We start from the raw sequence: 23,094 nt of genomic DNA on the forward strand, positions 1-23,094 counted from the left end.
ATGAAGGCCCGATTCCATGACACGTACGCTTAACTACGCGCTTCTGCTTGTTTCCACTCTGCTGGCCGGCCAGGCAATTGCAGACAAATACGCCCCAGTTGATAAACTTCCGCAAGGCAGCCGCAGTAGTCTGTTGGTGGAAGATTTGCAGGGCAATAACGGTCTGACACTAACCAACAACAGCGACCAGTTTTTTCCGCCAGCCAGTACACTTAAGCTGGTGACAGCACTGGCGGCCAAGCTGGAACTGGGCGATCAATTTCATTACCAGACCACACTGGCCAAAGCCGGTAATGATTTAGTGTTTCAATTTTCAGGTGACCCGACGCTGACCACCAAAGACTTGGCGAATATGCTGTCGGCGGCTAAGCAACAAAAACTCACCCGTATCACAGGTGACATCTGGCTGGACGATTCAGCGTTCAGTGGCTACGAGCGCGCCATCGGCTGGCCCTGGGACATTCTGGGGGTGTGTTACAGCGCGCCAGCCAGTGCGATCACTCTGGACGAAAACTGTATTCAAGCCTCAATATATACGCAGGACAACGGCAAAACCCGCGTCTATGTGCCAGAGCAATATCCGGTTTATGTGTCCACCAGTGTCAAAACCGTCACCCGAGCCGGGCAAAAAGCGGCGCAGTGCGACCTTGAACTACTGACGCACCCGGACAACCACTATCAATTACGAGGCTGCCTGGTGTCCAGAAAGCAACCTCTGCCACTCAAGTTCGCGGTTCAGGATACACGTCTGTATGCCACACGCATGATCTACACCGAGCTCAATCGCCTCGGGATAAAACTGGATGGCAAAGTGAAAGTCGGCCGCCCGAACGCGCCATTGCAGAAAACACTGGCGGTGCACTACTCAGCGCCGTTACCACAGCTGCTGGATGAGATGCTGAAAAAATCCGATAACCTGATCGCTGACAGCCTGACCAAGTCGCTGGGTGCCCAGTTTTTCATCCAGCCCGGCAGTTTCAAAAACGGCACCGCGGCGATCAAGCAAATCATCTTCGCACACACCGGCATCGATCTTAAACACGCTCAGTTGGCAGATGGCTCAGGGTTATCACGCAATAACCGTTTTACCGCGCACGACATGGCGGCGGTACTGCGTTATATCTACAACAATGATCACAAACTGCACATTATCGATATGATGCCGAAAGCGGGTGAATCCGGCACCCTGCATTACCGTCGCAGCATGCGTAAAGCACCAATCAAAGGACAGATGATTGCCAAAAGCGGCTCACTGTATGGCAGCTACAATATGGCGGGGTACGGTCTGGACAAAAACGGCAAACCGAATGCGATTTTCGTTCAGTTTGTCAGTGACTACCATCCGGTCCGTAGGGACGACGACCAACCCGTCGTCCCGCCGATCACTCAGTTCGAAACCCTGTTTTACCAGGATGTGATCAACTACAGTCAGGCTAAGTGAAGGAAGTAATTCACGACCGTGAAGTAAATCCACATTCCTGAGATATCGACCACCGACGCCAGCACCGGGCTGACCAATACCGCCGGATCCAGCTTAAACGCCCGGGCGAGGATGGGCAGCAGCCCGCCCAGCGTGGTCGATATCGTCACCTGAATAAACAGCGCCACCGCGATGGCAGCGGCAATTAGATGCATGTTAAAGCCACCAGCCGACGCAGGATCACTGAAGATCAGAATCCGCGCCACGATCACCAAAGCAATCGCCAGGGCAATGCACACCGCGACCCGACTCTCTTTCCAGCAAACCGCCAACCACTGGCGTTTTTTCAGCTCTCCGGTTGCCAGCGCCCGAATCACTAACGTCGCAGCCTGGCTGCCTGTATTACCGCCTGCCGCCGCGATGACTGGCATATAAATCGCCAGTAATACCAGCTGACTGAGCGTATCCTCATAGTGAGAAATGATCAGCCCGGAGACAATTCCGAGCAGCGCCAGTGCAATGATCCAACCTATCCGATGTTTAACATGCTCAAGCACCCCGGTACTCAGATAGTCATTCGTCGGCTCCACCTCAGAATAGATAAACCCCATTTGATGGGCGAAATGACGCGCTTGCTTATCAAAGCCTTCCTGCTCCAGTTGATTGATCAGCTGTTGCACGTAAGCCACAGAGCAGTGATTGAGAATGCCTACGGCTTCTTCAATCGGCATCACAGTGAGTAAATGAATTTGTTTTTGTTGGTCGTACTGCAAAAAAGCATTACGAGCCGCACTGATCTCCGCGTTGGAGAACGGTGTGGTGTTTTGTGTACAAGTGTCGCTCATTACCGTCATGGCGAATCTCCCGATTGGCAATTGGTAACGACCATCGATAAACAACGTTTTTCCGGCAGGCACACACAGGCCGACGGAAGTCCGCGATTTATCTTCTAGTAAGACATGGAGAAAAACAGAGAGAGGAAAACAAGCTCCCTACCACTTAGGCAGGGACGGAGAGCGCCAATACCGAAGCGGGTTATTTTTCTCCCTTCATACTAGGGGGATGGTCGGTATTGTTCATAGTGGTCTCCAAAAACGTTGCCCCAGTGGCAACCGCGCTATGATAACAAATCGAACTCGGTTTGCCATCGTTTTCAAAGGGAAACAGACACAAAAAACGCCCATGTCGGGCGTTTTTGCTTCGGTAAGTTACGCATCAACTGATAGTAACACGGGCAAATTTACGCTTGCCGACCTGGAATACGTACGTCCCGCTTGCCGGCTCAAACTTCGCGTCCGCCACTTTCTCACCGTCGATCTTCGCTGCACCTTGCTTGACCATACGCATCGCTTCAGACGTTGATGCACACAGCCCCGCTTCTTTCAGCAGGTTCGATACTGGCAGGCCCGCATCAAAGCCAAACTCTGGCATTTCGTCCGGGATAGCGCCTTTCTGGAAGCGGTTGATGAACTCCTGCTCTGCGGCGTCGGCGTCGGCGTCGCTGTGGAAACGAGCAATGATTTCTTTCGCCAGCAGAATCTTGATATCACGAGGGTTTTTACCTGCTTCCACATCTGATTTAAACTGAGCAATTTCATCCAGTGGACGGAACGACAGCAATTCGTAGTAGCTCCACATCAGATCATCGGAAATCGACATGATCTTACCGAACATCTCACTCGGCGCTTCACTGATGCCAATGTAGTTGTTGGCAGACTTGGACATTTTCTTCTCACCGTCCAGCCCCACCAGCAGAGGCATCATCAGTACCACTTGAGGCTTCTGACCATGAGATTTTTGCAGCTCACGCCCCATCAACAGGTTGAACTTCTGGTCAGTACCACCAAGCTCTACATCCGTTTCCATCGCCACAGAATCGTATCCTTGCAGCAGTGGGTACATGAACTCGTGAATTGCAATCGGCTGGCCACCCGCGTAACGCTTTTTAAAGTCGTCACGTTCCAGCATACGAGCAACCGTCTGGTTAGCGGCAAGACGGATCATGCCTTCTGCGCCCAGCTCCGACAGCCAGTCAGAGTTAAACTGAATCTTGGTTTTAGCCGGATCCAGAATCTTAAACACTTGTTGCTTGTAGGTTTCAGCGTTACGCAGTACATCTTCGCGCGTCAGCGGCGGACGTGTGGTATTTTTGCCAGTCGGATCGCCGACCATACCGGTAAAATCACCAATCAGGAATGTAACATCATGACCAAGTTCCTGAAATGCACGCAGTTTATTCAGGATCACAGTGTGACCAAGGTGGATGTCAGGTGCGGTTGGATCGGCACCTAATTTGATACGCAGAGGACGACCCTCTTTCAGTTTTTCAATCAGCTCTTCTTCTGGAATCAGCTCTTCCACACCACGCTTAATTTCGGCCAGCGCTGCTTCAATACTCGCCATTCTTGTTCACTCCCACAGATTTGGCAAAAATTTATTAGTTCGACATATTACTTGAATAGCGATGCTTTTTGAAACCAGTTAGACTAAAGAGCCCACTATTTTCTTTAATTAATTGCAGAACGAACTTTAAGATGTTGTCTATCTTCGCTCGACTTCCATGGATGCACCGAGCATTAATTGCCTGTTTCAGTGCTTTGATGGTCATTGCACTGTTTTTACCCGATCCTCAAGACCTGCGTAGTGATGAAGGCACACTTGAAGTCGGACGTCATTATCCGCTGACGATAGACGCTGAAGCGCTCGCCCCAGGCAGCGTGATCACGCCGACGGCTGCGCTGCGCTGGCAAAAACACACCGTTGGCTCTGGAGAAAGTGCAGCGTTGGTGTTCCAGCGCGTCGGTTTATCTTCCCGGACATTGTACGAGCTCACCACCAGCAGTGAAGAAATCGAAAAGCAATTGACCCGCTTACGCCCGGGTGATGTCTTGCTGTTTGGTTTCGATCAGAACAATGAACTGTTGCAGATCAAACGTCCGATCAGCTCATACGAAAACTTTGTCATCACCAAGTCCGATTCGGGTTACCTGAGCCGGCTGGACACCAAAGAAGTCTATTACCAATACAATTACGCCGAAGCCGACATCACCTCCAACTTCTGGAATGCGGGGATCAGCGCCGGGTTAACGCCCAACCAAATCATGGAACTGGCCGGTATCTACAGCTGGGATATCGACTTTGCTCTCGATATCCGTAAAGGCGACAATTTCCGTATTCTCTATCAGGAGAAAGTCGTGGAAGGCGAAGTGATTGGGCGTGGAAAAATCATTGCCTCGATCTTTACCAACCAGGGAGACACCTTTAAAGCGATCCTGGATGACAAAACCGGCGATTATTACGATGAGAATGGCCGGGCAATGAAAAAAGCCTTCTTGCGTGCGCCACTGGATTTTCGTCGCGTTTCTTCGAATTTCAATCCGCGTCGTCTCCATCCGGTCACGGGCCGGGTTCGTCCGCACCGCGGAACCGATTACGCCGCTCCGGTTGGCACGCCAATCTGGGCAGCGGGCAGCGGTGTGGTGGAAAAATCCAGCTACAACCAGTTTAACGGCAACTACGTGTTCATCCGCCACAACAGCACTTACATGACCAAGTATCTGCACCTGACCAAACGTCTGGTCAAAACAGGTCAGCGGGTCAAGCAGGGCCAGACCATTGGCACGCTGGGTGGCACCGGGCGGGTTACTGGTCCTCACCTGCACTACGAATTTTTGGTCAACGGTGTCCATCAGAATGCCCGTACGGTCAAGTTGCCTCAGGCTAAATCACTCACCGGACAAGCGAAGACGACCTTCATCGCCAACGCCAAAAACCGGTTGGAAAAGCTTGAACGCTACAGCCAGTTACTGTACGCCAATAACTGAACAAAGCCCGCTGTTGCGGGCTTTTTTATTCGCTAAGCTCCGTACTAGGCATCGCTTGCTGAACCGGACTGCGGCCGAGCATCAACAGACAAGGCGTCAGCACTAACGTCAGCAACGTCGCAAACGCCAGCCCACCCGCCACCGCCGTCGCCAGTTGCGACCACCACTGGGTGCTGGGAGCGCCGAACTCTATTTTCTGATTGATCAGGTCAATGTTCATCTCCAGCACCATCGGCAGCAGACCGAGGATGGTTGTCACCGTTGTCAGCAGCACAGGCCGTAAGCGCTGCACGCCGGTACGCAAAATCGCCTCGCGTTTGTCCAGCCCACGACTGAGCATCTGGTTATAGGTGTCGATCAATACGATATTGTTGTTGACCACAATCCCCGCCAGCGCAATCACCCCAATCCCGGACATAATAATGCCAAACGGTTTCTGGAAAATCAGCAGCCCCAGGAAAACCCCAACGGTGGAAAACAGCACCGCACTGAGGATCAAAAATGCCTGATAGAAACTGTTGAACTGAGTGATCAGGATCAGTGCCATCACCACCAGAGCAACCAAAAACGCTTGTTGCAAAAAGGCCGAGGAATGTTCCTGCTCTTCATTCTGGCCACGAATTTTAAACGTCACCCCAGAGGCCAGCCTCAGCTCACTCAACGCCTGTTCGACTTTCGGCAGCTCCAACGCCAGATTGTAACCTTCAACCATGTCTGCCTTGATGTTGATCACCCGTTGGCCGTCGACACGTTTGATGGTGTGCTGTTTGTGCTCCGGGACAATGCTGGCAAAATTGGTGATGGGCACCAGACCAGCCGGGGTTTTCACCCGCAGTTGATCAAAACGGCCAATATCACGCTTGTCTTCCGGATAACGCACCAGAATATCCACTTCCTCATCGGCATCATCCGGCAGGTAGTCACCAATGCGCAGACCGTTGGTCACAAACTGAACCGTGTTACCAACCAGGGTGGCGTCGGCAGCAAAACGCGAGGCGTCATCGCGACGGATGTCAATCTGCCAGTCAATGCCATCTTTGCTGGAGGAATCACTCACGTTAGTCAGTGCAGGGTTATTGTCTGCCCAGTGACGCACCTGCTTGGCCGCGGTATCGAGTTTATCCAGATCGCGCGCGCTCATTTCGATCACCAAATCGTGCTCCACCGGCGGACCAGCGTCGGGAAACTTATACTCGATCTCCACACCGGGTATCTGATCCGTCTGCTGTTTCAGCTCGTCGATAATCGCTTTGACTTTACGCCGATACTGCCAGTCAACCGGTTTGATCTGGATCTGACCAATTTCATCGTCGCCCCCGGTGCGGGTATAAACACTCTCAAATTCGTCGTGACCAAGCATGACCTGCTCAATGTCACGCATGATCGCATCCTGCTCCCGAATGGAGAGATCGCCGTAAGAGCGCACTTTCACGTTAAAAAACGGAGGGTCCACTTCCGGGAAAAATTCCGCCCCTAAACCGGCTTTCGAGTAGGCAAAACCCACCCCTATCGCCATCACGATCGCCGCAAGCAGAATTTTCAATGGATGGCGGATGGCTACCGATAGGGTCAGGTAATAGAGCCGGGTCAGACCGGTTGCCTGAGTAAAATCGCCGTCATGCAGCGCCACCATTTGCTGCCGGCTTTCTGTGGTGGCGTGCTGGGGTTTGCCAATCAGACTTCCCAATACCGGAACAAATAACAGCGCCATCGCCAATGACGCACTGAGCGTAGCAATCAGCGTCAATGGCAGGTATTTCATAAACTCACCGGTGATATCCGGCCAAAACAACAACGGAGCGAACGCGGCCAGCGTGGTCGCAGTGGAGGCGGTGATGGGCCAGGCCATGCGCTTGGCGGCATCGCGGTAGGCCTGAGTTCGGTCAACTCCTTCCTGCATTCGCCGATCAGCGAACTCAGTCACCACAATCGCCCCGTCCACCAGCATACCGACCGCCATGATCAGCGAAAACAGCACCACAATGTTGACGGTCAGCCCGAACACGGACAACACCAGCAAGCCGGTCAGAAATGACCCCGGAATCGACACCCCGACCAGCAGCGCAGTGCGTACCCCAAGGATGGCGATGATCACCACCACCACCAGAATAATCGCCGACAAAATGTTGTTTTGCAGGTCGTTGAGCATCAGACGGACATCATCCGACTGATCCCAGGTGTATTTCACCAATAAATTGGACGGCCATTCTGCCTGCTCACGCCCCTGCGCAATCACGGCTTTGACCAATTCAACCGTCTCAATGATGTTCTCGCCGGCGCGCTTTTTCACGTCCAGCACCACCGCTGGCTCGCCGTCCAGACGGGCAAAACTTTCCGGATCGCGGAATGACCGCCGCACCGTCGCCACATCAGCAAAAGTGATCACCTGTTTGCCATCCACTTTGACCGGCAGCTCCAGCACGTCTTTCAAAGAATCGAATACCGACGGAACTTTCACCGAGAAACGCCCGTAACCAGTATCGACAAAACCGGCGGCAACGACCCGGTTATTCAGGGCTATCAGGTTGTAAATATCCCCCTGATCCAAACCATAACTTTCCATCAGCAGCGGGTCGACCACAATTTCGACGATGTCTTCACGATCGCCGGCAATGTCAACTTCCAGCACCTGGCGATAACTTTCCAGTTTGTCGCGTAACTGGCGGGCAATCTGAACAATGGTCCGCTCCGGTACGGTGCCATACAGCACCACCGACAACACCGGCTCTTCTGAAGCCAGCGTGACTTCATTCACGGTGGGCTCATCGCTGTCGGCCGGTAACTTCGGCTTGGCCAAATCCACCGCTTCGCGCACATCCGCCATTGCCTTAGTCAGATCCACACCGACGTTGAATTCCAGCATCACCGACGCATGACCTTCGGCAGCCGTAGCAGTCATCTCTTTTACTCCTTCGATTGAACGCAGCTCCTGTTCAATCGGGCGTACCAACAGACGCTCGGCATCGGTCGGTGAAATCCCCTGATGAGTAACCGATACGTAGATGATAGGAATAGTAATGTCCGGACTCGACTCTTTGGGGATAGTCAGATAGGTGATGACACCGGCCACCAGTATGAACACCAGCAGCGTCAGCATGGTCCGAGTGCGCGACAGAGCAGCATCAATCAGTGAGTACATACTCTCTCCTTCAGCTCTGATCTGAGCGGGGTTGCGGCGTAGCAATAACCTGATCACCGTCGCGAACAAACCCTTGTCCCACCGTGATGATATCCACCACTTCACCGAGTCCTGCTAGCCAGACGCCATCCTGTTCGGCTTTTACCAACTGAATCGGAACAAAATGCACCACGTTATCTTGCAAGGTTTTAACCCCAAGGTTACCCGCTTCGTCGAGCGCCAGCATCGCCGGCGTGACTTTCACCGCCAGTTGATCGTTGAGGCTAATCGCCACTTCTGCACTGACCCCGGCCGGGATACGCTGCTCAGGGTTGTCGATTTCAATTTCGATCGGAAACGTATTGGTGGCCGGTGATGACACCCGAGACACGTAACGCAAACGGCCCGTGAGGTTTTCCCCATCGATAAAGCGTATCTGAGCTGCTTGGCCGGGCTGCAAATATTGAATATGACGTTCACTGACGTCCGCTTCGATCACCACTTTGTCGAGATCGATGAGGGTCGCCACCGGATCGCCCACCGCAACAAAATCGCCAGTTTCAATCAGCAATTGGTCGATAATACCGGCAAAGGGTGCCCGTACCTGGGTATTACGCAGCGCCAATCGGGCATTGCTGGCCATCGCCTTCGCTTCAGCCAGTTGCGCTTCAGCCGTGGCAAACGCCACTTCCCCCTGCAAGCCACGGTTTTTCAGCGCTCGGGCGGCATTGAATTCTTTTTCGCGCACTTTCAGCATCGCCAGCGCGCGGCTGAGCTGAATATCCAGATCCGCCGGATCGATGCGTGCGATCACTTGACCTTGTTCCACCCGGCTGCCTTTTCTCAGCGCCAGTGAGACAATTTTTCCGGCAATCTCTGCTCCCAGTGTCGCCTGGCGATCGGGCGCAGTGCGGCCATAAAGATTGATGATTTTATGAGTGGGCGTGGCATGAAAGGTCTGATAGACCACTTTTGCCAGTGGAATGGTTTGGACTTGCTCTGAAGTGTCGACATCATCCTGCGCCCAGAGAGAACCGAGCCCGAGCCACAGGCAAAGAAAAAAAACCAAGGCAGCAGAAACCAGCCATGGTTTCTGAGACCAATAGCCACCGTTGTTGATTCCAGGCATACAACATCCTTATGTGAGTACCTTTTTTAGAATTATTCAGCCCCGCGTACAATCAGGCACACAGAGCCGGGCAGTGTCCCCTACCCGTCACTCAACAAGTGGCTACTGTGATTTACACGCTGAACGACGCTCCACAGCCACAGGTTGTGGTTGCATTCGGGTTGTTGACAAAAAAGCGCGATCCTTCCAGACCTTCAGTGTAATCCACCACACCCCCGATCAGGTATTGCAGACTCATCGGGTCAACCACTAAGGTCACACCGCTGTTAACAATAGTCGTATCGCCTTCATTGACGCTTTCGTCAAAGGTGAAGCCGTACTGGAAGCCGCTACAACCACCACCGGTAATGTATACACGTAACTTCAGTTCCGGATTCTCTTCTTCAGCAATCAGCGCTTTTACGCGCGTTGCCGCTGCATCAGAAAAGGACAATGGTACATTTACTTCGCTCACGACGACCTCTCTCACTCGTGTCAGAGCCCGCTGGCGAGGGCCTGACGGCCATCTGCGGGTCTATCTCTATATTTCGATAATAGTTGATTATCCAATACCTGACCTTAGCGTTCAAGTATTCGCCACTACTATCGCGCAATTCGCAACTTTACACTGAGTCACGCTCAGATTACGCACAAAAAGTGATTAGAATGTGGCGTCAGGCGTTTCTAGTTCGCTCGGGTAGCGTTACAATGCCCGCCAACTTGGTCCGAGCAATCAAAAGAGGATATTCCAATGACCAAATCAGCAGAACTGTATCAGAAGGCGCAGGAAACCATTCCTGGCGGCGTCAACTCACCGGTACGCGCGTTCAACGGCGTCGGTGGTTCACCGATTTTTATCGAACGTGCCGACGGCCCTTTGATTTTTGATGCTGATGGTAAAGCGTATATCGATTACGTCGGTTCATGGGGCCCCATGATTCTTGGCCATAACCACGCCGTGATCCGTGACGCCGTGATTCAAGCCGCACAACGCGGTCTGAGCTTCGGCGCACCAACGGAGATGGAAGTCACCATGGCAGAGCTGGTATCAGAGCTGGTGCCTTCCATGGAACAGGTTCGTATGGTGAACTCCGGTACAGAAGCGACCATGAGTGCGATACGTCTGGCTCGTGGCTTTACCGGCCGCGATAAAATCATCAAGTTCGAAGGCTGCTATCACGGCCACGCTGATAGCCTACTGGTGAAAGCCGGCTCGGGTGCCCTGACGCTCGGTCAGCCAAGCTCACCGGGTGTTCCGGCAGATTTTGCCAAGTACACGCTGACCGCCACTTTCAATGATCTGGACTCCGTGCGCGCATTGTTTGAGGCCAACAAAGACGAAATCGCCTGTATCATCGTTGAACCGGTCGCCGGCAACATGAACTGTATCCCGCCGGTTGAAGGCTTCCACCAAGGACTGCGTCAAATTTGTGATGAAGAAGGCGCACTGCTGATTTTTGATGAAGTGATGACCGGCTTCCGTGTCGCACTGGGCGGCGCTCAGGCCTACTACGACATCAAACCGGATCTGACGACTCTGGGTAAAGTGATCGGTGGTGGAATGCCTGTCGGGGCGTTTGGAGGACGCAAAGACGTGATGCAGTACATCGCACCGACTGGTCCGGTTTATCAGGCAGGCACGCTGTCAGGCAACCCGGTTGCTATGGCCGCCGGCTTTGCCAGTCTGTCGCTGCTAAAAGAAGAAGGCAATGAAAAACGTCTCGCGTCGAAAACCAAACAACTGGCAGAAGGCTTCAAGGCGCTGGCCGACAAACACGGCATTCCTTTGGTGGTCAACCAGGTTGGCGGCATGTTCGGTTTCTTCTTTACCGATCAAGATAACATCACTTGTTATGAAGACGTCACCAAATGTGACATCGATCGCTTCAAACGTTTCTTCCACCTGATGCTCGACCACGGGGTTTATCTGGCGCCGTCTGCATTTGAAGCCAGCTTCACCTCTCTGGCGCACGGCCCGAAAGAGATCGACGCCACCCTGGAAGCGGCCGACCGCTGCTTTGCCGTTCTGGCGCAGGAAGCGTAATCGCTGACACTCAGCTCCCATCAACAAGGCTGCATTGATATGCAGCCTTTTTATTATCCTTGCCAGTTCAATACCACCAGCACCGCCAGCAGAACCAGAATGGCACCAAACCAAGGAAAAGGGCGACGCTTTTTACGTTGTCCAGCGCAATTTTTATCATCACTACAGCAGCCCATCGCAACATTTCTCCATTGATAACACTAGGTTTTAACGTCATTATACTCCCATAACGCGTGATAAATGGACAACGTCTGTGTCAGAAAAAGTGAAAATAACCTCCAGCCACTGGGTGTTGGTCGTCGCCCTGGTGGCCGCCGGAATCGCCTGTTACCTGCTGGTAGAACCTTATATCAACTCGATTGTAATGGCGTTCATCATTTCGATGCTGATGATACCAATCCACAACGGACTGGAAGCCAGAATGCCGAATCACCGTAACATCGCGGCTTTGATCTCCTGTGTGATCCTCACCTTTATCATCGTCATCCCGCTGCTGTTTGTGTTTGCCGCCATCGTGCAGCAAGGCTCGCTGTTTTCACAAAACCTTTACGCCTGGGTCACCGGCGGCGGAATCCAGGAGATCTTTCAACACCCCTGGGTGGTGAAAGGATTATCAGTCATCAACAATTACCTGCCATTTGATGCCATCAAACCGCAGGAAATTGCCCAGAAAGCCGCCCAACTGGCCACATCCCTCGGCACTAATCTGGTCGGGATCAGCGCCAAAATACTCGGCGACGCCACTAACTTCCTGATGAACTTTTTCCTGATGCTGTTTGTGCTGTTCTTTCTGCTGCGTGATCGCGAGCATATCATCAGCTCCATTCGTCATATCCTGCCGCTGTCGCGAAGCCAGGAAGACAAACTGCTGGATGAGATAGAACAAGTGTCCAAGTCTGCAGTGATGGGCTCGTTTCTGACCGCCATCGCCCAAGGGCTGGCGGGTGGCATCGGCATGTGGCTGGCTGGTTTTCCGGGATTGTTCTGGGGCACCATGATGGGCTTCGCATCGTTCATTCCGGTGGTCGGCACCGCGTTGATCTGGATACCGGCGACCGCGTACCTGTTTTTGACCGGGGACACAACTTGGGCTATCTTCCTGGCGGTGTGGAGCATTGCCATTGTCGGTTCAATCGACAACCTGCTGCGCCCGCTTTTGATGCAAGGCAGCGCCGGAATGAGCACCTTGCTGATTTTCTTCTCTCTGCTGGGCGGCATCCATCTGTTTGGGCTGATTGGCCTGATCTACGGTCCACTGATCTTCGCCATTACCATGGTGCTGTTTAACATCTATGATGAGGAGTTCAAAGACTTCCTCGACCAACAGGACAACAGCTGAGTCATACGACTTCAAGCCGACGGCAGATTGTGAGAGAATCTGCCGTCATTTTTTTCCGGGATCATTCATGTCAGCTTATATTGCCCCCAGCCAAATCGCCCAGCGACAACTGGCATACTTCGAAGGTAAACACGTGTTGGTGGCCGGCGAAGTCGAAGATTTGTTTGCGCTGGAATTGCGTCAGCATTGCGCGTCGGTCAGTGTCTTTACCACCAACTATGGTTTTTATCGCCAAATCCGTGCCTACGAGCAGCTCAACAGCTACTTTGGTGCTGAGCTGACCGCAGAAACCGGAGCTGACATGATCCTACTCTACTGGCCGAAAGCCAAAGCGGAGGCCGACTTTCTGCTGGCTATGTTGCTGGCCAAACTGGGCCCGGAAACCGAAATCGTAGTGGTGGGAGAAAACCGCAGCGGCGTGAAAAGCATTGAAAAAATGTTCAAGCCCTATGGTCCAATCAACAAATATGATTCTGCCCGGCGCTGCTCGTTTTACTGGGGTCAGTGCGTGGAGATGCCTGCCGCGTTTCAGCTAGACGCCTGGTTTAAAAGTTATCAGGTCCAATACCAGCAGCACTCCCTAACCATTCGTAGCCTGCCGGGTGTGTTCAGCCACGGTGAGTTTGATATTGGCAGTCAGCTGTTGCTGGATACTTTACCGTCCCTGAGCGGCAAAGTACTTGATTTCGGTTGTGGTGCCGGTGTCCTCGGGGCCGTAATGGCCAAACTGAACCCGGACATTGAACTGGAAATGTGTGACATCAGTGCGTTGGCCGTGGCATCCAGTCAGGCCACACTCCAAGCCAACCAACTGGAAGGTCGTGTGTTTGCCTCCGACGTCTATTCGGATACGGCGCGTGATTACCGCTATATTGTCAGTAACCCCCCTTTTCATGCGGGCCTGGATACCAGTTACAGCGCGACCGAAACCCTGCTGGCCGATGCCCCTAAGCATCAGACCTCAAACGGCCAGCTCTATATTGTCGCTAATAGCTTCCTCAAATATCCGCCGCTCATTGAGCAGGCTTTCGGTAATTGCGAGACGCTAAATAAGACCACCAAGTTCGCGATTTATCACGCACAAAAATAACCATTCCAGCCCGGTTTCTCACCTGAAACCGGGTATTTTCGTCCCCGAAAGAGGAAAAACTGCGTTGGTGCACACGCTTTGAGGTGGACTTACTTGTCAAAGTAAAAAAACTCGTTAATTTCGTCACTTTAGGTTTCTGTTTTTTCATTCAGCTTTGACGTGACTGACGTCTTCGCCTCACCTATAAAAAGTGACATATGTTCAGGTTGTATCGTAAACAAAGATTCAAACGCCTGCAAAATACCCTGATGCTGGCGTTTCTGGTGTTGAGCATCACGCCACTCACCATCACCGCCCTGTTCTTTCTCCAATCGCACAGTAAAGATCTGCAGGAGCAGAGTACCTCTCACCTCCTCTCCGTCCGGGACAGCAAACAACAGCAGGTCATTGATTATCTCAATGCCAAAGAATCGGAAGTGATGGGCTTCGTTCGCTCTGAACTGGCGTACGCCAGTGGCGGGCGTTTCTACGGTTTGGTCAATGCGTTCCAGAACCTGGGCATAGATATTGAGCAAGCGCGTCAACACGCCCAGCAACGTTACATTCCCGGCTCAGGCGATCAGGTTCAGACCTCCATTTTGCCACAATCGAGTAACTTTAACGGCAGCGAGCGCTATCGCCTGCTGCACAAACGCTACCACTGGGCCTATCTGGAACTGCTCAAGCGTTCAGACTTCGATGATATTTTGCTGGTCGATCGCGATGGCAACGTCACCTATTCCATCTACAAATATGGCTATTACGGCACGAACCTGCTCAGCGGTGTTTTTAGGGATGACAATCTCGGCCAGACATTTCACCAATTGCAAGAACTGGTGAGTGAAAAGCGCAAGAATAACGAAGATTTTACGCCGGTGGTGTTCTCTGACTTCTCTGCTCGTGACGGTCAGCCAGTGGCCTGGCTGGGCGCCCCGATTATTCAACAGGGCTATCTGCACAGCTACGCTCTGTTCCGTTTGCCAAGTAACGGTATCACCAAACTGATCGCCGACAAACCGAACAACGACATGCGTACGCTGTTGGTCGGTGATGACCACATCAGCCGCACGCTGGCGTATCAGCAGGATGAAGTTAATAAGAGTGTCGAAGTGATTGATCTGGCCTTGCGTGGTCAGTCCGCAGTCGGAACCTATACCAACACTGATGGCGAAAACGAAATCGCGGCTTACGCGCCGATTTCAATCAAAGGGCTCAACTGGGCATTAGTGGTTGAAGTGCCTGAGAAAGTGGCGTTTGCCCGGGTCAACCAGTTGGAAACGGTGTTTGTGGTTGCGATGATGAGCGCCTTGCTGCTGGTGGTGGTTGCCTCACACTACCTGTCCAATTTCATTACCTCGCCACTGCTCAAACTGACCTGGGCCGCTGAAAAAGTCTCTGCCGGCGATCTGGACGTCACCATGATCAACACCGAACGCAAAGATGAAATTGGCCGGCTGGCAGTCAGTTTTGAACGCATGCAGCGCTCGATCCGCGACAAGATTCAATTGATCAAGAAGCAAAATCGCGAGCTGGAAGACAACCTGCACCTGATCAAAAAGCAGAACCATGAGTTGCAGTTGGCCAACAAACTGAAAGATGAGTTTCTTGCCACCACATCCCATGAATTGCGTACGCCACTGCATGGCATGGTGGGTATCGCCGAAGCCTTGTCGTCCGGAGCCAATGGTCCCATCACGGCCGATCATAAATACCAGCTCGATATTATCATCAGCAGTGGTCAGCGTCTGGCGAATCTGGTCGACGATTTGCTGGACTATCACAAAATGCGTTATGGCAGCCTGGACATACACACGACCGCCGTCGATCTGGCCAGTTCTACCCGTTTGGTGCTGGAGCTGTCAGCCCATCTGCTGGGTAACAAGTCGATACGCATCATCAATCAGGTTCAAGACAGTCATACCTGGGTCAGCGCCGACCCGCAACGACTGGAACAAGTGTTGTATAACCTGGTCGGCAATGCCATCAAGTACACCAGCGAGGGCAAAATTGTTATCTCATCCAGCATTGTGGACGACAATGTTCGCGTTCAGGTGGTCGACACTGGCCAGGGCATACCGGCCGAACAGCTGGAACACATTTTCGAGCCGCTGATTCAGGCGGGCAATGACGCCAGTCGCTACCGACAAGGCGCAGGGCTGGGGCTGTCGATCAGTCGCCAGCTCATCGAACTGATGGATGGTGCTCTGTACGTCAGCAGCCAGCCGATGGTCGGCACGACGTTCAGCTTTACCCTGCCGCTGGCCTCGCCGGAACAAATCGCGGAGGTCAGCCACGCTGGCGCCGCACACTTTAAAGTACCGGACAATCCAGAGCTGGATTTACCCGAGCCAGGTACTCTGCCGGAGAACCCGGATGGACCGTTGCTATTGATCGCCGATGACGAACCGGTCAACGTCCGAGTGCTGGACAGCTTTCTGCGCCTGGAAGGCTACCGGGTACGCAGCGCCAAAGACGGTTACGAAGCACTGGATCTGATCGAGAAAGAAAAACCAGCGCTGTTGCTGCTCGACATCATGATGCCGGGACTGAGCGGTTACCAGGTGTGTGAGAAACTGCGTGAGCAATACGATCACGCAGCACTGCCCATCATCATGCTCACGGCACTGAATCAGGCCGACGATAAACTGCGCGGCTTTGACGCCGGTGCCAACGACTATCTGTCGAAACCGTTCAATAAACAGGAGCTGGCGGCACGGATAGACGCGCACCTGACCGCCAGTAAAGCGGAAATGCGCCGGGTTGAAAACGGTTTGTTGCAACAAGAGCTGAAAAAACGGGCAATGGTCGAAGCCAGCCTACTGGAAACACAGGGCCGCTTGCTGGAGCAGCTTGAGTCGGCGCCGGAAGCCATCATTTGCGTACGCGAAGACGGTAAGATCCGTTTTGCCAACGACGCCGCCGCCAAGCTGTTTAAACGCACTCAGGAACAGCTCAAACGCTCCCAAAGTGACGAACTGCTGGCCCCCAAATACACCGAGATCGCTCAGGATCATTACTGCGGCACCATCGATATTTACGTGGAAGACGTCCGTCAACATGTCTCGGCTGACATTCTGCGCTTACCGGAAGCCTCTGGCCTCAAATACATTTACATCTTTAACGTCGGCGGCGGTGTCAACATCGCGCGGATCCACAATCTGGAGACCGCCATAGAAGCACTCTCAAGCTACGCGTTTGAAGGTGACCGAGCCAAGCTACAGCAACTGAAAGAGCTGGGTGGCGAGTTCACCCGCCTGGCCGATAAAGTTTCCGGAGAGAATCTGTCCAAGCAGGAAATCATGCGTGAAATCCTGGTCGATGCCATGACCTGTGCACTGGATTACTGGGAACGAGTGACCGGTGAAAACAAATTCGCCTTTGCTGAGCAAAGTGGGCTCTGGCGTGTGTATCTGGACCGCTCAACCCTTCAAACCCGGACGTTAGACAAATACCTGCGGATTGAAACATTGCCGAAAACACCGCGCTGGCGCACGGTACTCAGCTCACTGGATTACATTCTGGAGCACTGTCAGGAACAAAGCCCGGATCGCAGCCACATCGAAACCTTACGTGACCGGCTCCAGCACCTGCTGTCCAGCTAAGCCCTCAATCTCTAGCCCGCCGACATGGCGGGCTTTCTTTGTCCCAGACGACGCCTGACCATCGCCATCCACCTTAGCAAAACTGTGACTAAAACCTGCTGCCGCTATTATTTCTCATCACAAATAAACACCTCGAGATCCGGTTGTTCAACGCGCTACGGACACGCTAAAATCGACAACACACACTTAATTTCACCACAGTTCGAAACCTTTGCCGGATATTGCGAAGCGAATCACAACAGAACGGCAGATTTAATTTCCTAACGTAAATTAACACCTGCTGAGGCCAGTGAGTGAGATCTCATTAATAGACAAGCTAATACAAACCATTGATATAAGACAAAAACAATGTAAGTAAACACTAACTCACCACAAGACCATATCAAAGAGTTGCGACTGAGTTCAAAGACAAAATTTGGTGATATTTTATACCAAACGGCACTGTTTTAACGTTTTCGACGGGTCAACGCCATGTTTTAACGGTTTTAACGGGAAAGGAAATTGATAATTTTCTTGTCAGGGTGTTTTCTTACTCTCAGCCAAGGCCTACAGGCCACTCATGCTGATGTTCTCCTCCGGAATGTCGGCGCCCAATGAGGTAGGTTTTGCAGAATGGCCATCGTGGGATGGCGTTCGAATCCAACAGTGAAATGAAAGCAAATAGTAAGGAACAGCTATGCTTGCCAATATTAAAAAAACAGCACTCGCCACCGCGATTATTGCGACGGCAACCACGGGCTTTGCCTCGGTCGCCAACGCAGCGGAGCGCAGTGAACTGACAATCCACCCGAAAGAGTTTACGACGTTTGTCCGTAACTTTAACCCGTATTTAGGTGCAACCAACTTGCACACCACAACCGACTTTCTTTACGAACCTCTGGTGGTGTTCAATGAAATGCACGGCAATACCCCGGTTTTCCGTTTGGCGGAAAACTTTAAGATGGCCGACGATCTGAAAAGCGTGACGTTTGATATTCGTAAAGGCGTACAATGGTCTGACGGCAAACCGTTCAACGCGGATGACGTGGTGTTCTCATTCAACCTGGTGAAAGAGAAACCTGAGTTGGATCAGAGTGGCATTAACTCTTGGGTCGCCAGTGTAGAAAAAGTGAATGACTATCAGGTGAAATTCACCCTGACTGAAGCCAACTCCAATGTTCCTTACGAAATCTCGAAGGTACCGGTTGTGCCGCAGCACATCTGGAAAGACGTGAAAGATCCGGCCACATTCACCAATGAAAATCCGGTCGGTTCAGGCCCGTTCACAGAAATCGACACCTTCACTTCGCAACTGTACATTCAGTGCCGCAACCCACACTACTGGGACAACGATAACCTGGAAGTCGACTGTCTGCGCGTCCCTCAGATTGCCAACAATGACCAGTTTCTGGGTAAAGTCGTCAACAGTGAGCTGGACTGGACCTCGTCGTTCATCCCAGATATCGACCGCACCTACGCAGCAGCCAGCCCGAATCACCACTACTGGTATCCGCCATCAGGCACTCAGGCCTTCATGGTCAACTTTAAAGACCCGGATCCTGCCAAACGCGAAGCGCTGACTAACGTAGATTTCCGTCGTGCTTTCTCAATGGCATTGGATCGTCAGACCATCATCGATATTGCGTTCTACGGCGGCGGTACGGTGAACGACTTTGCATCAGGGTTGGGTTACGCGTTCGAAAGCTGGTCGAACGAAGCCGTCCACACCAAGTTCAAGAAATTTAACTCCTACGATCCACAAGGTTCGAAGAAGCTGCTTAGCCAAGCAGGCTTCAAAGACACCAATGGTGACGGTTTTGTCGAAACACCATCGGGCAAATCGTTCGAGTTACTGATTCAGTCGCCAAACGGCTGGACGGACTTCAATAACACCGTTCAACTGGCAGTGGAGCAACTGGCTGAAGTCGGCATCAAAGCCAAAGCGCGTACACCAGACTTCTCGGTGTACAACCAGGCGATGCTGGAAGGCACCTATGACGTAGCGTACACCAACTATTTCCACGGTGCAGACCCGTACACTTACTGGAACAGTGCGTACAACTCCGCACTGCAGCAAGGTGACGGTATGCCTCGCTTCGCGATGCACTTCTACAAAAACGACAAGCTGGATGGTCTGCTGAACAGTTTCTACAAAACAGCCGATAAGAACAAACAGCTGGATATCGCCCACGGCATTCAAGACATCATCGCGAATGACCAGGTGACCATTCCTGTGATGTCTGGGGCATACATGTATCAGTACAACACCACCCGTTTCACCGGCTGGTGGAACGAGGAAAATCCGAAGGGCCGTCCAAACATCTGGGCTGGTATCCCTGAGCGTCTGCTGCACGTACTGGATCTGAAACCAGTCAAATAACCAGACGTCAGTCTATGCGGCGTGCATCCGTACGCCGCCTATAAAAATCCCCAACACAGGCAGTAAGTTAGTGGCGCCCGTCGTCAGGGGATTGTTCGCTCTGAATTTCGCTGGGAGCGACCTGAAACCAGAAGCAGGGAAACTATCTGGGTGAGTAAGGTGTGAGTTATGGGTTACTTTTTAAGACGTTTGTCGTTCTATACCATTGCGCTGCTGGTCGCAGCGACATTGAATTTTATTATTCCGCGGGCCATGCCCGGAGATCCGGTGACCATGATGTTTGCCAACGCATCAGTCCAGGTGACGCCGGAGCGCATCGAAGCGATGAAACAACTACTGGGCTTCGTCGATGGTCCAATTTGGATGCAATATTTTGCCTACATGAAAAACATTCTCAGCTGGGAGCTGGGAACTTCCATTCAATTCTATCCGCTGTCTGTGAATACGCTGCTCGGCGGCGCGTTCGGCTGGTCACTGTTTTTGGCCGGGACGGCGGTGGTGCTGTCGTTCTCAATTGGTTCCATACTCGGTATTTTCGCCGCCTGGAAACGCGGCAGTAAATACGATGCGTTTGTCACGCCGGGAATGTTAATTCTACAAGCGGTTCCTCAGGTGGTGATCGCCATGTTGGCCATGTTTACCTTTGCCATCGGCCTGAAATGGTTTCCGACCGGCTACGCTTACACCGCCGGCACAACGCCAGACTGGACAGACTGGGCATTCATCAAAGACGTCGCGTACCACGCCGTGTTGCCTCTGTTCTGTGCGGCCATCGTGCAAATTGGTGGCTTCCTGGTCAACATGCGCAATAACATGATCAACCTACTGGCCGAAGACTACATCACCATGGCGAAAGGCAAAGGCCTGAGCGAAAACCGCGTGGTGTTCAACTACGCAGCACGTAATGCCCTGCTACCTAGTGTCACCGCTCTGTCGATGTCACTCGGGATGGCGATTGGCGGTCAATTGATCATCGAAATCATCTTTAACTACCCGGGCCTTGGTTCGGTGCTGTTCAACGCCATCAACGCGCGTGACTATCAGGTACTGCAGGGACAACTGCTGATCATGACCCTGTTTATGCTGTTCTTTAACCTGGTGGCCGACATGCTGTATGTCGTGCTTGACCCACGCCTACGCAAAGGAGGAAAGTAATCATGAAAGACCTTCTGAAACTCATCTGGCGTAACCCGATGGCCCTGACCGGAACCATCATTATCGGGCTGTTTCTGTTGATCGCGCTGGCGGCGCCACTGCTGACCAAACACGCGCCGGACAAACGCACCGGCAACCCGCACGAATACCCGGGCTTTGTGGTCAAAGCCGCTCAGGCTTCACCCAATGGCTGGGTTGCCGAAAACCTCGCCACTGACCGGCGCACCCTGAGCATGTCGAAAAAAGCCGATCACCTCCTCGGCACTAGCCGCATGGGCCGTGATGTGTGGTCTCAGGTCGCCTACGGCGCACGCGTGTCTCTGGCTGTCGGTTTTGGCGCCGGTATCACCGTCTGCATTCTTGCCACGGTGATCGGCGTCTCCGCTGGTTACTTTGGCGGGCGGGTCGACGATGTGCTGACCGCCGCGATGAACATTATGCTGGTGATCCCTCAGTATCCATTGCTGTTTGTGGTTGCCGCCTTTATTGGCGAAGCCGGCCCCTTGACGATTACTCTGGTGATTGGCTGCATGTCCTGGGCCTGGGGCGCGCGGGTGATTCGCTCGCAGACACTGGCACTGCGCGAAAAAGAGTTTGTCAAAGCCGCCGAAGTTCTGGGTGAATCCTCGTGGCGCATCATCTTTGTCGAGATTCTTCCCAACCTGATTTCGATTGTCGGCGCCAGCTTCATCGGCTCAGTGATGTACGCCATCATGATGGAAGCCACCCTGTCTTTCCTGGGCCTGGGTGACCCGAACACCGTCAGTTGGGGCATCATGCTCTACAACGTTCAGACCTCATCGTCGATGTTAATCGGCGCGTGGTGGGAACTGCTGGCCCCGTGTATGGCACTGACCTTGTTGGTGACAGGTCTGGCACTGCTCAACTTCGCGGTAGACGAAATCGCCAACCCGCAACTGCGTTCACATAAAGGCATGAAGCGCTGGAAAAAACTGGCCAAGCAAGATCATCAGCAACGTGAACCTGAATTACCCCCACAAAATGCACTTTGGAGCGGAGACAAATAACGATGACTGCACCACTGATATCAATCCGCAACCTTTGCGTGGACTACATTACCGATGCGGGGGACGTACGCGCTTGCAATAACGTCAGCTTCGACCTCGCACCGGGTGAAGTGTTTGGCCTGGCTGGCGAGTCCGGCTGCGGAAAATCGACCGTCGCCTTTTCCCTGATGCGCCTGCACAAGCCACCCGCATTCATTACCGGCGGTCAGGTGATCTTCAACGGCGAAGACATCCTGCAATACAGCGATCAGCGCATGCAATCGTTTCGTTGGAGCGAAATGTCGATGGTCTTTCAAAGTGCAATGAACGCGCTCAACCCGGTACTGACGATGGAAGAGCAGTTCTGCGATGTGATCATGCGCCATACCGACATGACCCGAGAACAGGCCAGACGCCGGGCGGAAGGCCTGCTGGAAATCGTCGATATCCACCCAAGCCGCCTGACCGACTACCCGCACCAGTTTTCCGGCGGAATGCGTCAGCGTCTGGTGATCGCGATCGCCCTGGCACTCAATCCGAAAATGATCATCATGGATGAACCGACCACCGCCCTTGATGTGGTGGTCCAACGTGAAATCCTGCAAAAGATCTATGCGCTCAAAGAAGAGTTCGGCTTCTCGATCCTATTCATCACCCACGATCTGTCACTGATGGTCGAGTTCTCCGATCGCATTGGCATCATGTACTCCGGTGAACTGATCGAAATCGCACCATCCAAACAAATTCTGGAAAGCCCGTATCACCCTTACACCAAAGGACTGGGTAGCTCGTTCCCGCCGTTGACGGGGCCGAAAACCAAACTGACCGGCATTCCGGGTAACCCATTGAACCTGCTGGATATTCCACAAGGTTGTCGCTTTCAGGCCCGTTGCGACCGGGTGCATGAAGCCTGTACGCGTGTGCCGACTACACTGCGTCAGATTGAGCCTAGCCGTTTCTCCAATTGCCACCTGTACGGTGAGCCAATTGCTCATACGAAACTCTAGATCAACCACCACCAGCAGCCGTATTACGATTTCCGGAGACAA

At 52.8% G+C, this 23,094-nt stretch carries 16 protein-coding genes; 10 read left to right on the forward strand and 6 right to left on the reverse strand.

Going from position 1 to position 23,094, the window contains the following annotated elements; translation table 11 throughout:
* The first annotated feature begins 16 nt into the window (after positions 1–16).
* Positions 17–1,441 (forward strand): serine-type D-Ala-D-Ala carboxypeptidase, encoded by a 1,425-nt coding sequence (gene dacB, locus CAG64_RS02810; protein WP_161451732.1) that lies wholly within the window; start codon positions 17–19, stop codon positions 1,439–1,441.
* On the opposite strand, the gene CAG64_RS02815 is transcribed toward dacB, so the two are convergent.
* Together CAG64_RS02815 and tyrS are read right to left on the reverse strand one after the other, a co-directional pair.
* Positions 1,429–2,274, reverse strand: a complete 846-nt coding sequence (locus CAG64_RS02815; RefSeq protein ID WP_021705698.1) for a magnesium transporter — start codon at positions 2,272–2,274, stop codon at positions 1,429–1,431. The genes dacB and CAG64_RS02815 overlap by 13 nt on opposite strands.
* 361 nt (positions 2,275–2,635) lie before the next feature.
* Positions 2,636–3,823, reverse strand: a complete 1,188-nt coding sequence (gene tyrS, locus CAG64_RS02820) for a tyrosine--tRNA ligase (RefSeq protein WP_161451734.1) — start codon at positions 3,821–3,823, stop codon at positions 2,636–2,638.
* 131 nt (positions 3,824–3,954) lie between these two features.
* Here tyrS and CAG64_RS02825 point away from each other — a divergent pair, with 131 nt between their 5' ends.
* Positions 3,955–5,244 (forward strand): peptidoglycan DD-metalloendopeptidase family protein, encoded by a 1,290-nt coding sequence (locus CAG64_RS02825; RefSeq protein WP_161451736.1) that lies wholly within the window; start codon positions 3,955–3,957, stop codon positions 5,242–5,244.
* A gap of 25 nt (positions 5,245–5,269) precedes the next feature.
* Here the strand turns inward: CAG64_RS02825 and CAG64_RS02830 are convergent, their stop codons facing one another.
* The 3 genes from CAG64_RS02830 to erpA all read right to left on the reverse strand — a co-directional run bounded on the left by CAG64_RS02830 (position 5,270) and on the right by erpA (position 9,945).
* Positions 5,270–8,383: an efflux RND transporter permease subunit gene (locus tag CAG64_RS02830; protein ID WP_161451738.1), complete on the reverse strand. Its 3,114-nt coding sequence runs from the start codon at positions 8,381–8,383 to the stop codon at positions 5,270–5,272.
* A gap of 10 nt (positions 8,384–8,393) precedes the next feature.
* On the reverse strand, positions 8,394–9,491 hold the full coding sequence (locus CAG64_RS02835) for an efflux RND transporter periplasmic adaptor subunit (RefSeq protein WP_161451740.1): 1,098 nt from the start codon (positions 9,489–9,491) through the stop codon (positions 8,394–8,396).
* Between the two features lie 112 nt (positions 9,492–9,603).
* Positions 9,604–9,945 (reverse strand): iron-sulfur cluster insertion protein ErpA, encoded by a 342-nt coding sequence (erpA, locus tag CAG64_RS02840; protein WP_021705703.1) that lies wholly within the window; start codon positions 9,943–9,945, stop codon positions 9,604–9,606.
* A gap of 276 nt (positions 9,946–10,221) precedes the next feature.
* Between erpA and hemL the strand changes: the two genes are divergently transcribed.
* On the forward strand, positions 10,222–11,514 hold the full coding sequence (hemL, locus tag CAG64_RS02845; RefSeq protein ID WP_161489038.1) for a glutamate-1-semialdehyde 2,1-aminomutase: 1,293 nt from the start codon (positions 10,222–10,224) through the stop codon (positions 11,512–11,514).
* A gap of 53 nt (positions 11,515–11,567) precedes the next feature.
* Here hemL and CAG64_RS23960 read toward each other — a convergent pair whose 3' ends face one another.
* Positions 11,568–11,690: a hypothetical protein gene (locus CAG64_RS23960; protein ID WP_272924751.1), complete on the reverse strand. Its 123-nt coding sequence runs from the start codon at positions 11,688–11,690 to the stop codon at positions 11,568–11,570.
* Positions 11,691–11,767: 77 nt separating this feature from the next.
* On the opposite strand from CAG64_RS23960, the gene CAG64_RS02850 reads away from it, so the two are divergent.
* From CAG64_RS02850 to CAG64_RS02880, 7 genes are all read left to right on the forward strand, one after another.
* Positions 11,768–12,853, forward strand: a complete 1,086-nt coding sequence (locus CAG64_RS02850) for an AI-2E family transporter (protein ID WP_021705705.1) — start codon at positions 11,768–11,770, stop codon at positions 12,851–12,853.
* Between the two features lie 67 nt (positions 12,854–12,920).
* Positions 12,921–13,943 (forward strand): 16S rRNA (guanine(1207)-N(2))-methyltransferase RsmC, encoded by a 1,023-nt coding sequence (gene rsmC / locus CAG64_RS02855; RefSeq protein WP_161451744.1) that lies wholly within the window; start codon positions 12,921–12,923, stop codon positions 13,941–13,943.
* 197 nt (positions 13,944–14,140) lie between these two features.
* On the forward strand, positions 14,141–17,524 hold the full coding sequence (locus CAG64_RS02860) for a hybrid sensor histidine kinase/response regulator (RefSeq protein ID WP_161451746.1): 3,384 nt from the start codon (positions 14,141–14,143) through the stop codon (positions 17,522–17,524).
* Positions 17,525–18,200: 676 nt separating this feature from the next.
* Positions 18,201–19,883 carry an ABC transporter substrate-binding protein gene (locus CAG64_RS02865; RefSeq protein ID WP_161451748.1) on the forward strand — a complete coding sequence of 561 codons (1,683 nt, stop codon included), beginning with the start codon at positions 18,201–18,203 and terminating at the stop codon, positions 19,881–19,883.
* Positions 19,884–20,051: 168 nt separating this feature from the next.
* Positions 20,052–21,038 carry an ABC transporter permease gene (locus CAG64_RS02870; protein WP_161451749.1) on the forward strand — a complete coding sequence of 329 codons (987 nt, stop codon included), beginning with the start codon at positions 20,052–20,054 and terminating at the stop codon, positions 21,036–21,038.
* A gap of 2 nt (positions 21,039–21,040) precedes the next feature.
* On the forward strand, positions 21,041–22,066 hold the full coding sequence (locus CAG64_RS02875) for an ABC transporter permease (RefSeq protein ID WP_161489039.1): 1,026 nt from the start codon (positions 21,041–21,043) through the stop codon (positions 22,064–22,066).
* 2 nt (positions 22,067–22,068) lie between these two features.
* Positions 22,069–23,052, forward strand: coding sequence for an ABC transporter ATP-binding protein (locus tag CAG64_RS02880; protein ID WP_021705711.1), 984 nt, complete (start codon positions 22,069–22,071; stop codon positions 23,050–23,052).
* Positions 23,053–23,094: the final 42 nt, after the last annotated feature.

This window comes from Vibrio sp. V38_P2S17PM301 (assembly GCF_009904845.1).
In the GTDB taxonomy this organism is placed as follows: Bacteria; Pseudomonadota; Gammaproteobacteria; order Enterobacterales; family Vibrionaceae; genus Vibrio; species Vibrio proteolyticus.

Excerpts from the sequence above, each read along its gene's own strand:
- dacB (WP_161451732.1), top strand. The coding sequence starts at position 17 with ATGACACGTACGCTTAACTACGCGCTTCTGCTTGTTTCCACTCTGCTG.
- CAG64_RS02815 (WP_021705698.1), bottom strand. The coding sequence starts at position 2,274 with ATGACGGTAATGAGCGACACTTGTACACAAAACACCACACCGTTCTCC.
- tyrS (WP_161451734.1), bottom strand. The coding sequence starts at position 3,823 with ATGGCGAGTATTGAAGCAGCGCTGGCCGAAATTAAGCGTGGTGTGGAA.
- CAG64_RS02825 (WP_161451736.1), top strand. The coding sequence starts at position 3,955 with ATGTTGTCTATCTTCGCTCGACTTCCATGGATGCACCGAGCATTAATT.
- CAG64_RS02830 (WP_161451738.1), bottom strand. The coding sequence starts at position 8,383 with ATGTACTCACTGATTGATGCTGCTCTGTCGCGCACTCGGACCATGCTG.
- CAG64_RS02835 (WP_161451740.1), bottom strand. The coding sequence starts at position 9,491 with ATGCCTGGAATCAACAACGGTGGCTATTGGTCTCAGAAACCATGGCTG.
- hemL (WP_161489038.1), top strand. The coding sequence starts at position 10,222 with ATGACCAAATCAGCAGAACTGTATCAGAAGGCGCAGGAAACCATTCCT.
- CAG64_RS23960 (WP_272924751.1), bottom strand. The coding sequence starts at position 11,690 with ATGGGCTGCTGTAGTGATGATAAAAATTGCGCTGGACAACGTAAAAAG.
- rsmC (WP_161451744.1), top strand. The coding sequence starts at position 12,921 with ATGTCAGCTTATATTGCCCCCAGCCAAATCGCCCAGCGACAACTGGCA.
- CAG64_RS02860 (WP_161451746.1), top strand. The coding sequence starts at position 14,141 with ATGTTCAGGTTGTATCGTAAACAAAGATTCAAACGCCTGCAAAATACC.
- CAG64_RS02865 (WP_161451748.1), top strand. The coding sequence starts at position 18,201 with ATGCTTGCCAATATTAAAAAAACAGCACTCGCCACCGCGATTATTGCG.
- CAG64_RS02870 (WP_161451749.1), top strand. The coding sequence starts at position 20,052 with ATGGGTTACTTTTTAAGACGTTTGTCGTTCTATACCATTGCGCTGCTG.
- CAG64_RS02875 (WP_161489039.1), top strand. The coding sequence starts at position 21,041 with ATGAAAGACCTTCTGAAACTCATCTGGCGTAACCCGATGGCCCTGACC.
- CAG64_RS02880 (WP_021705711.1), top strand. The coding sequence starts at position 22,069 with ATGACTGCACCACTGATATCAATCCGCAACCTTTGCGTGGACTACATT.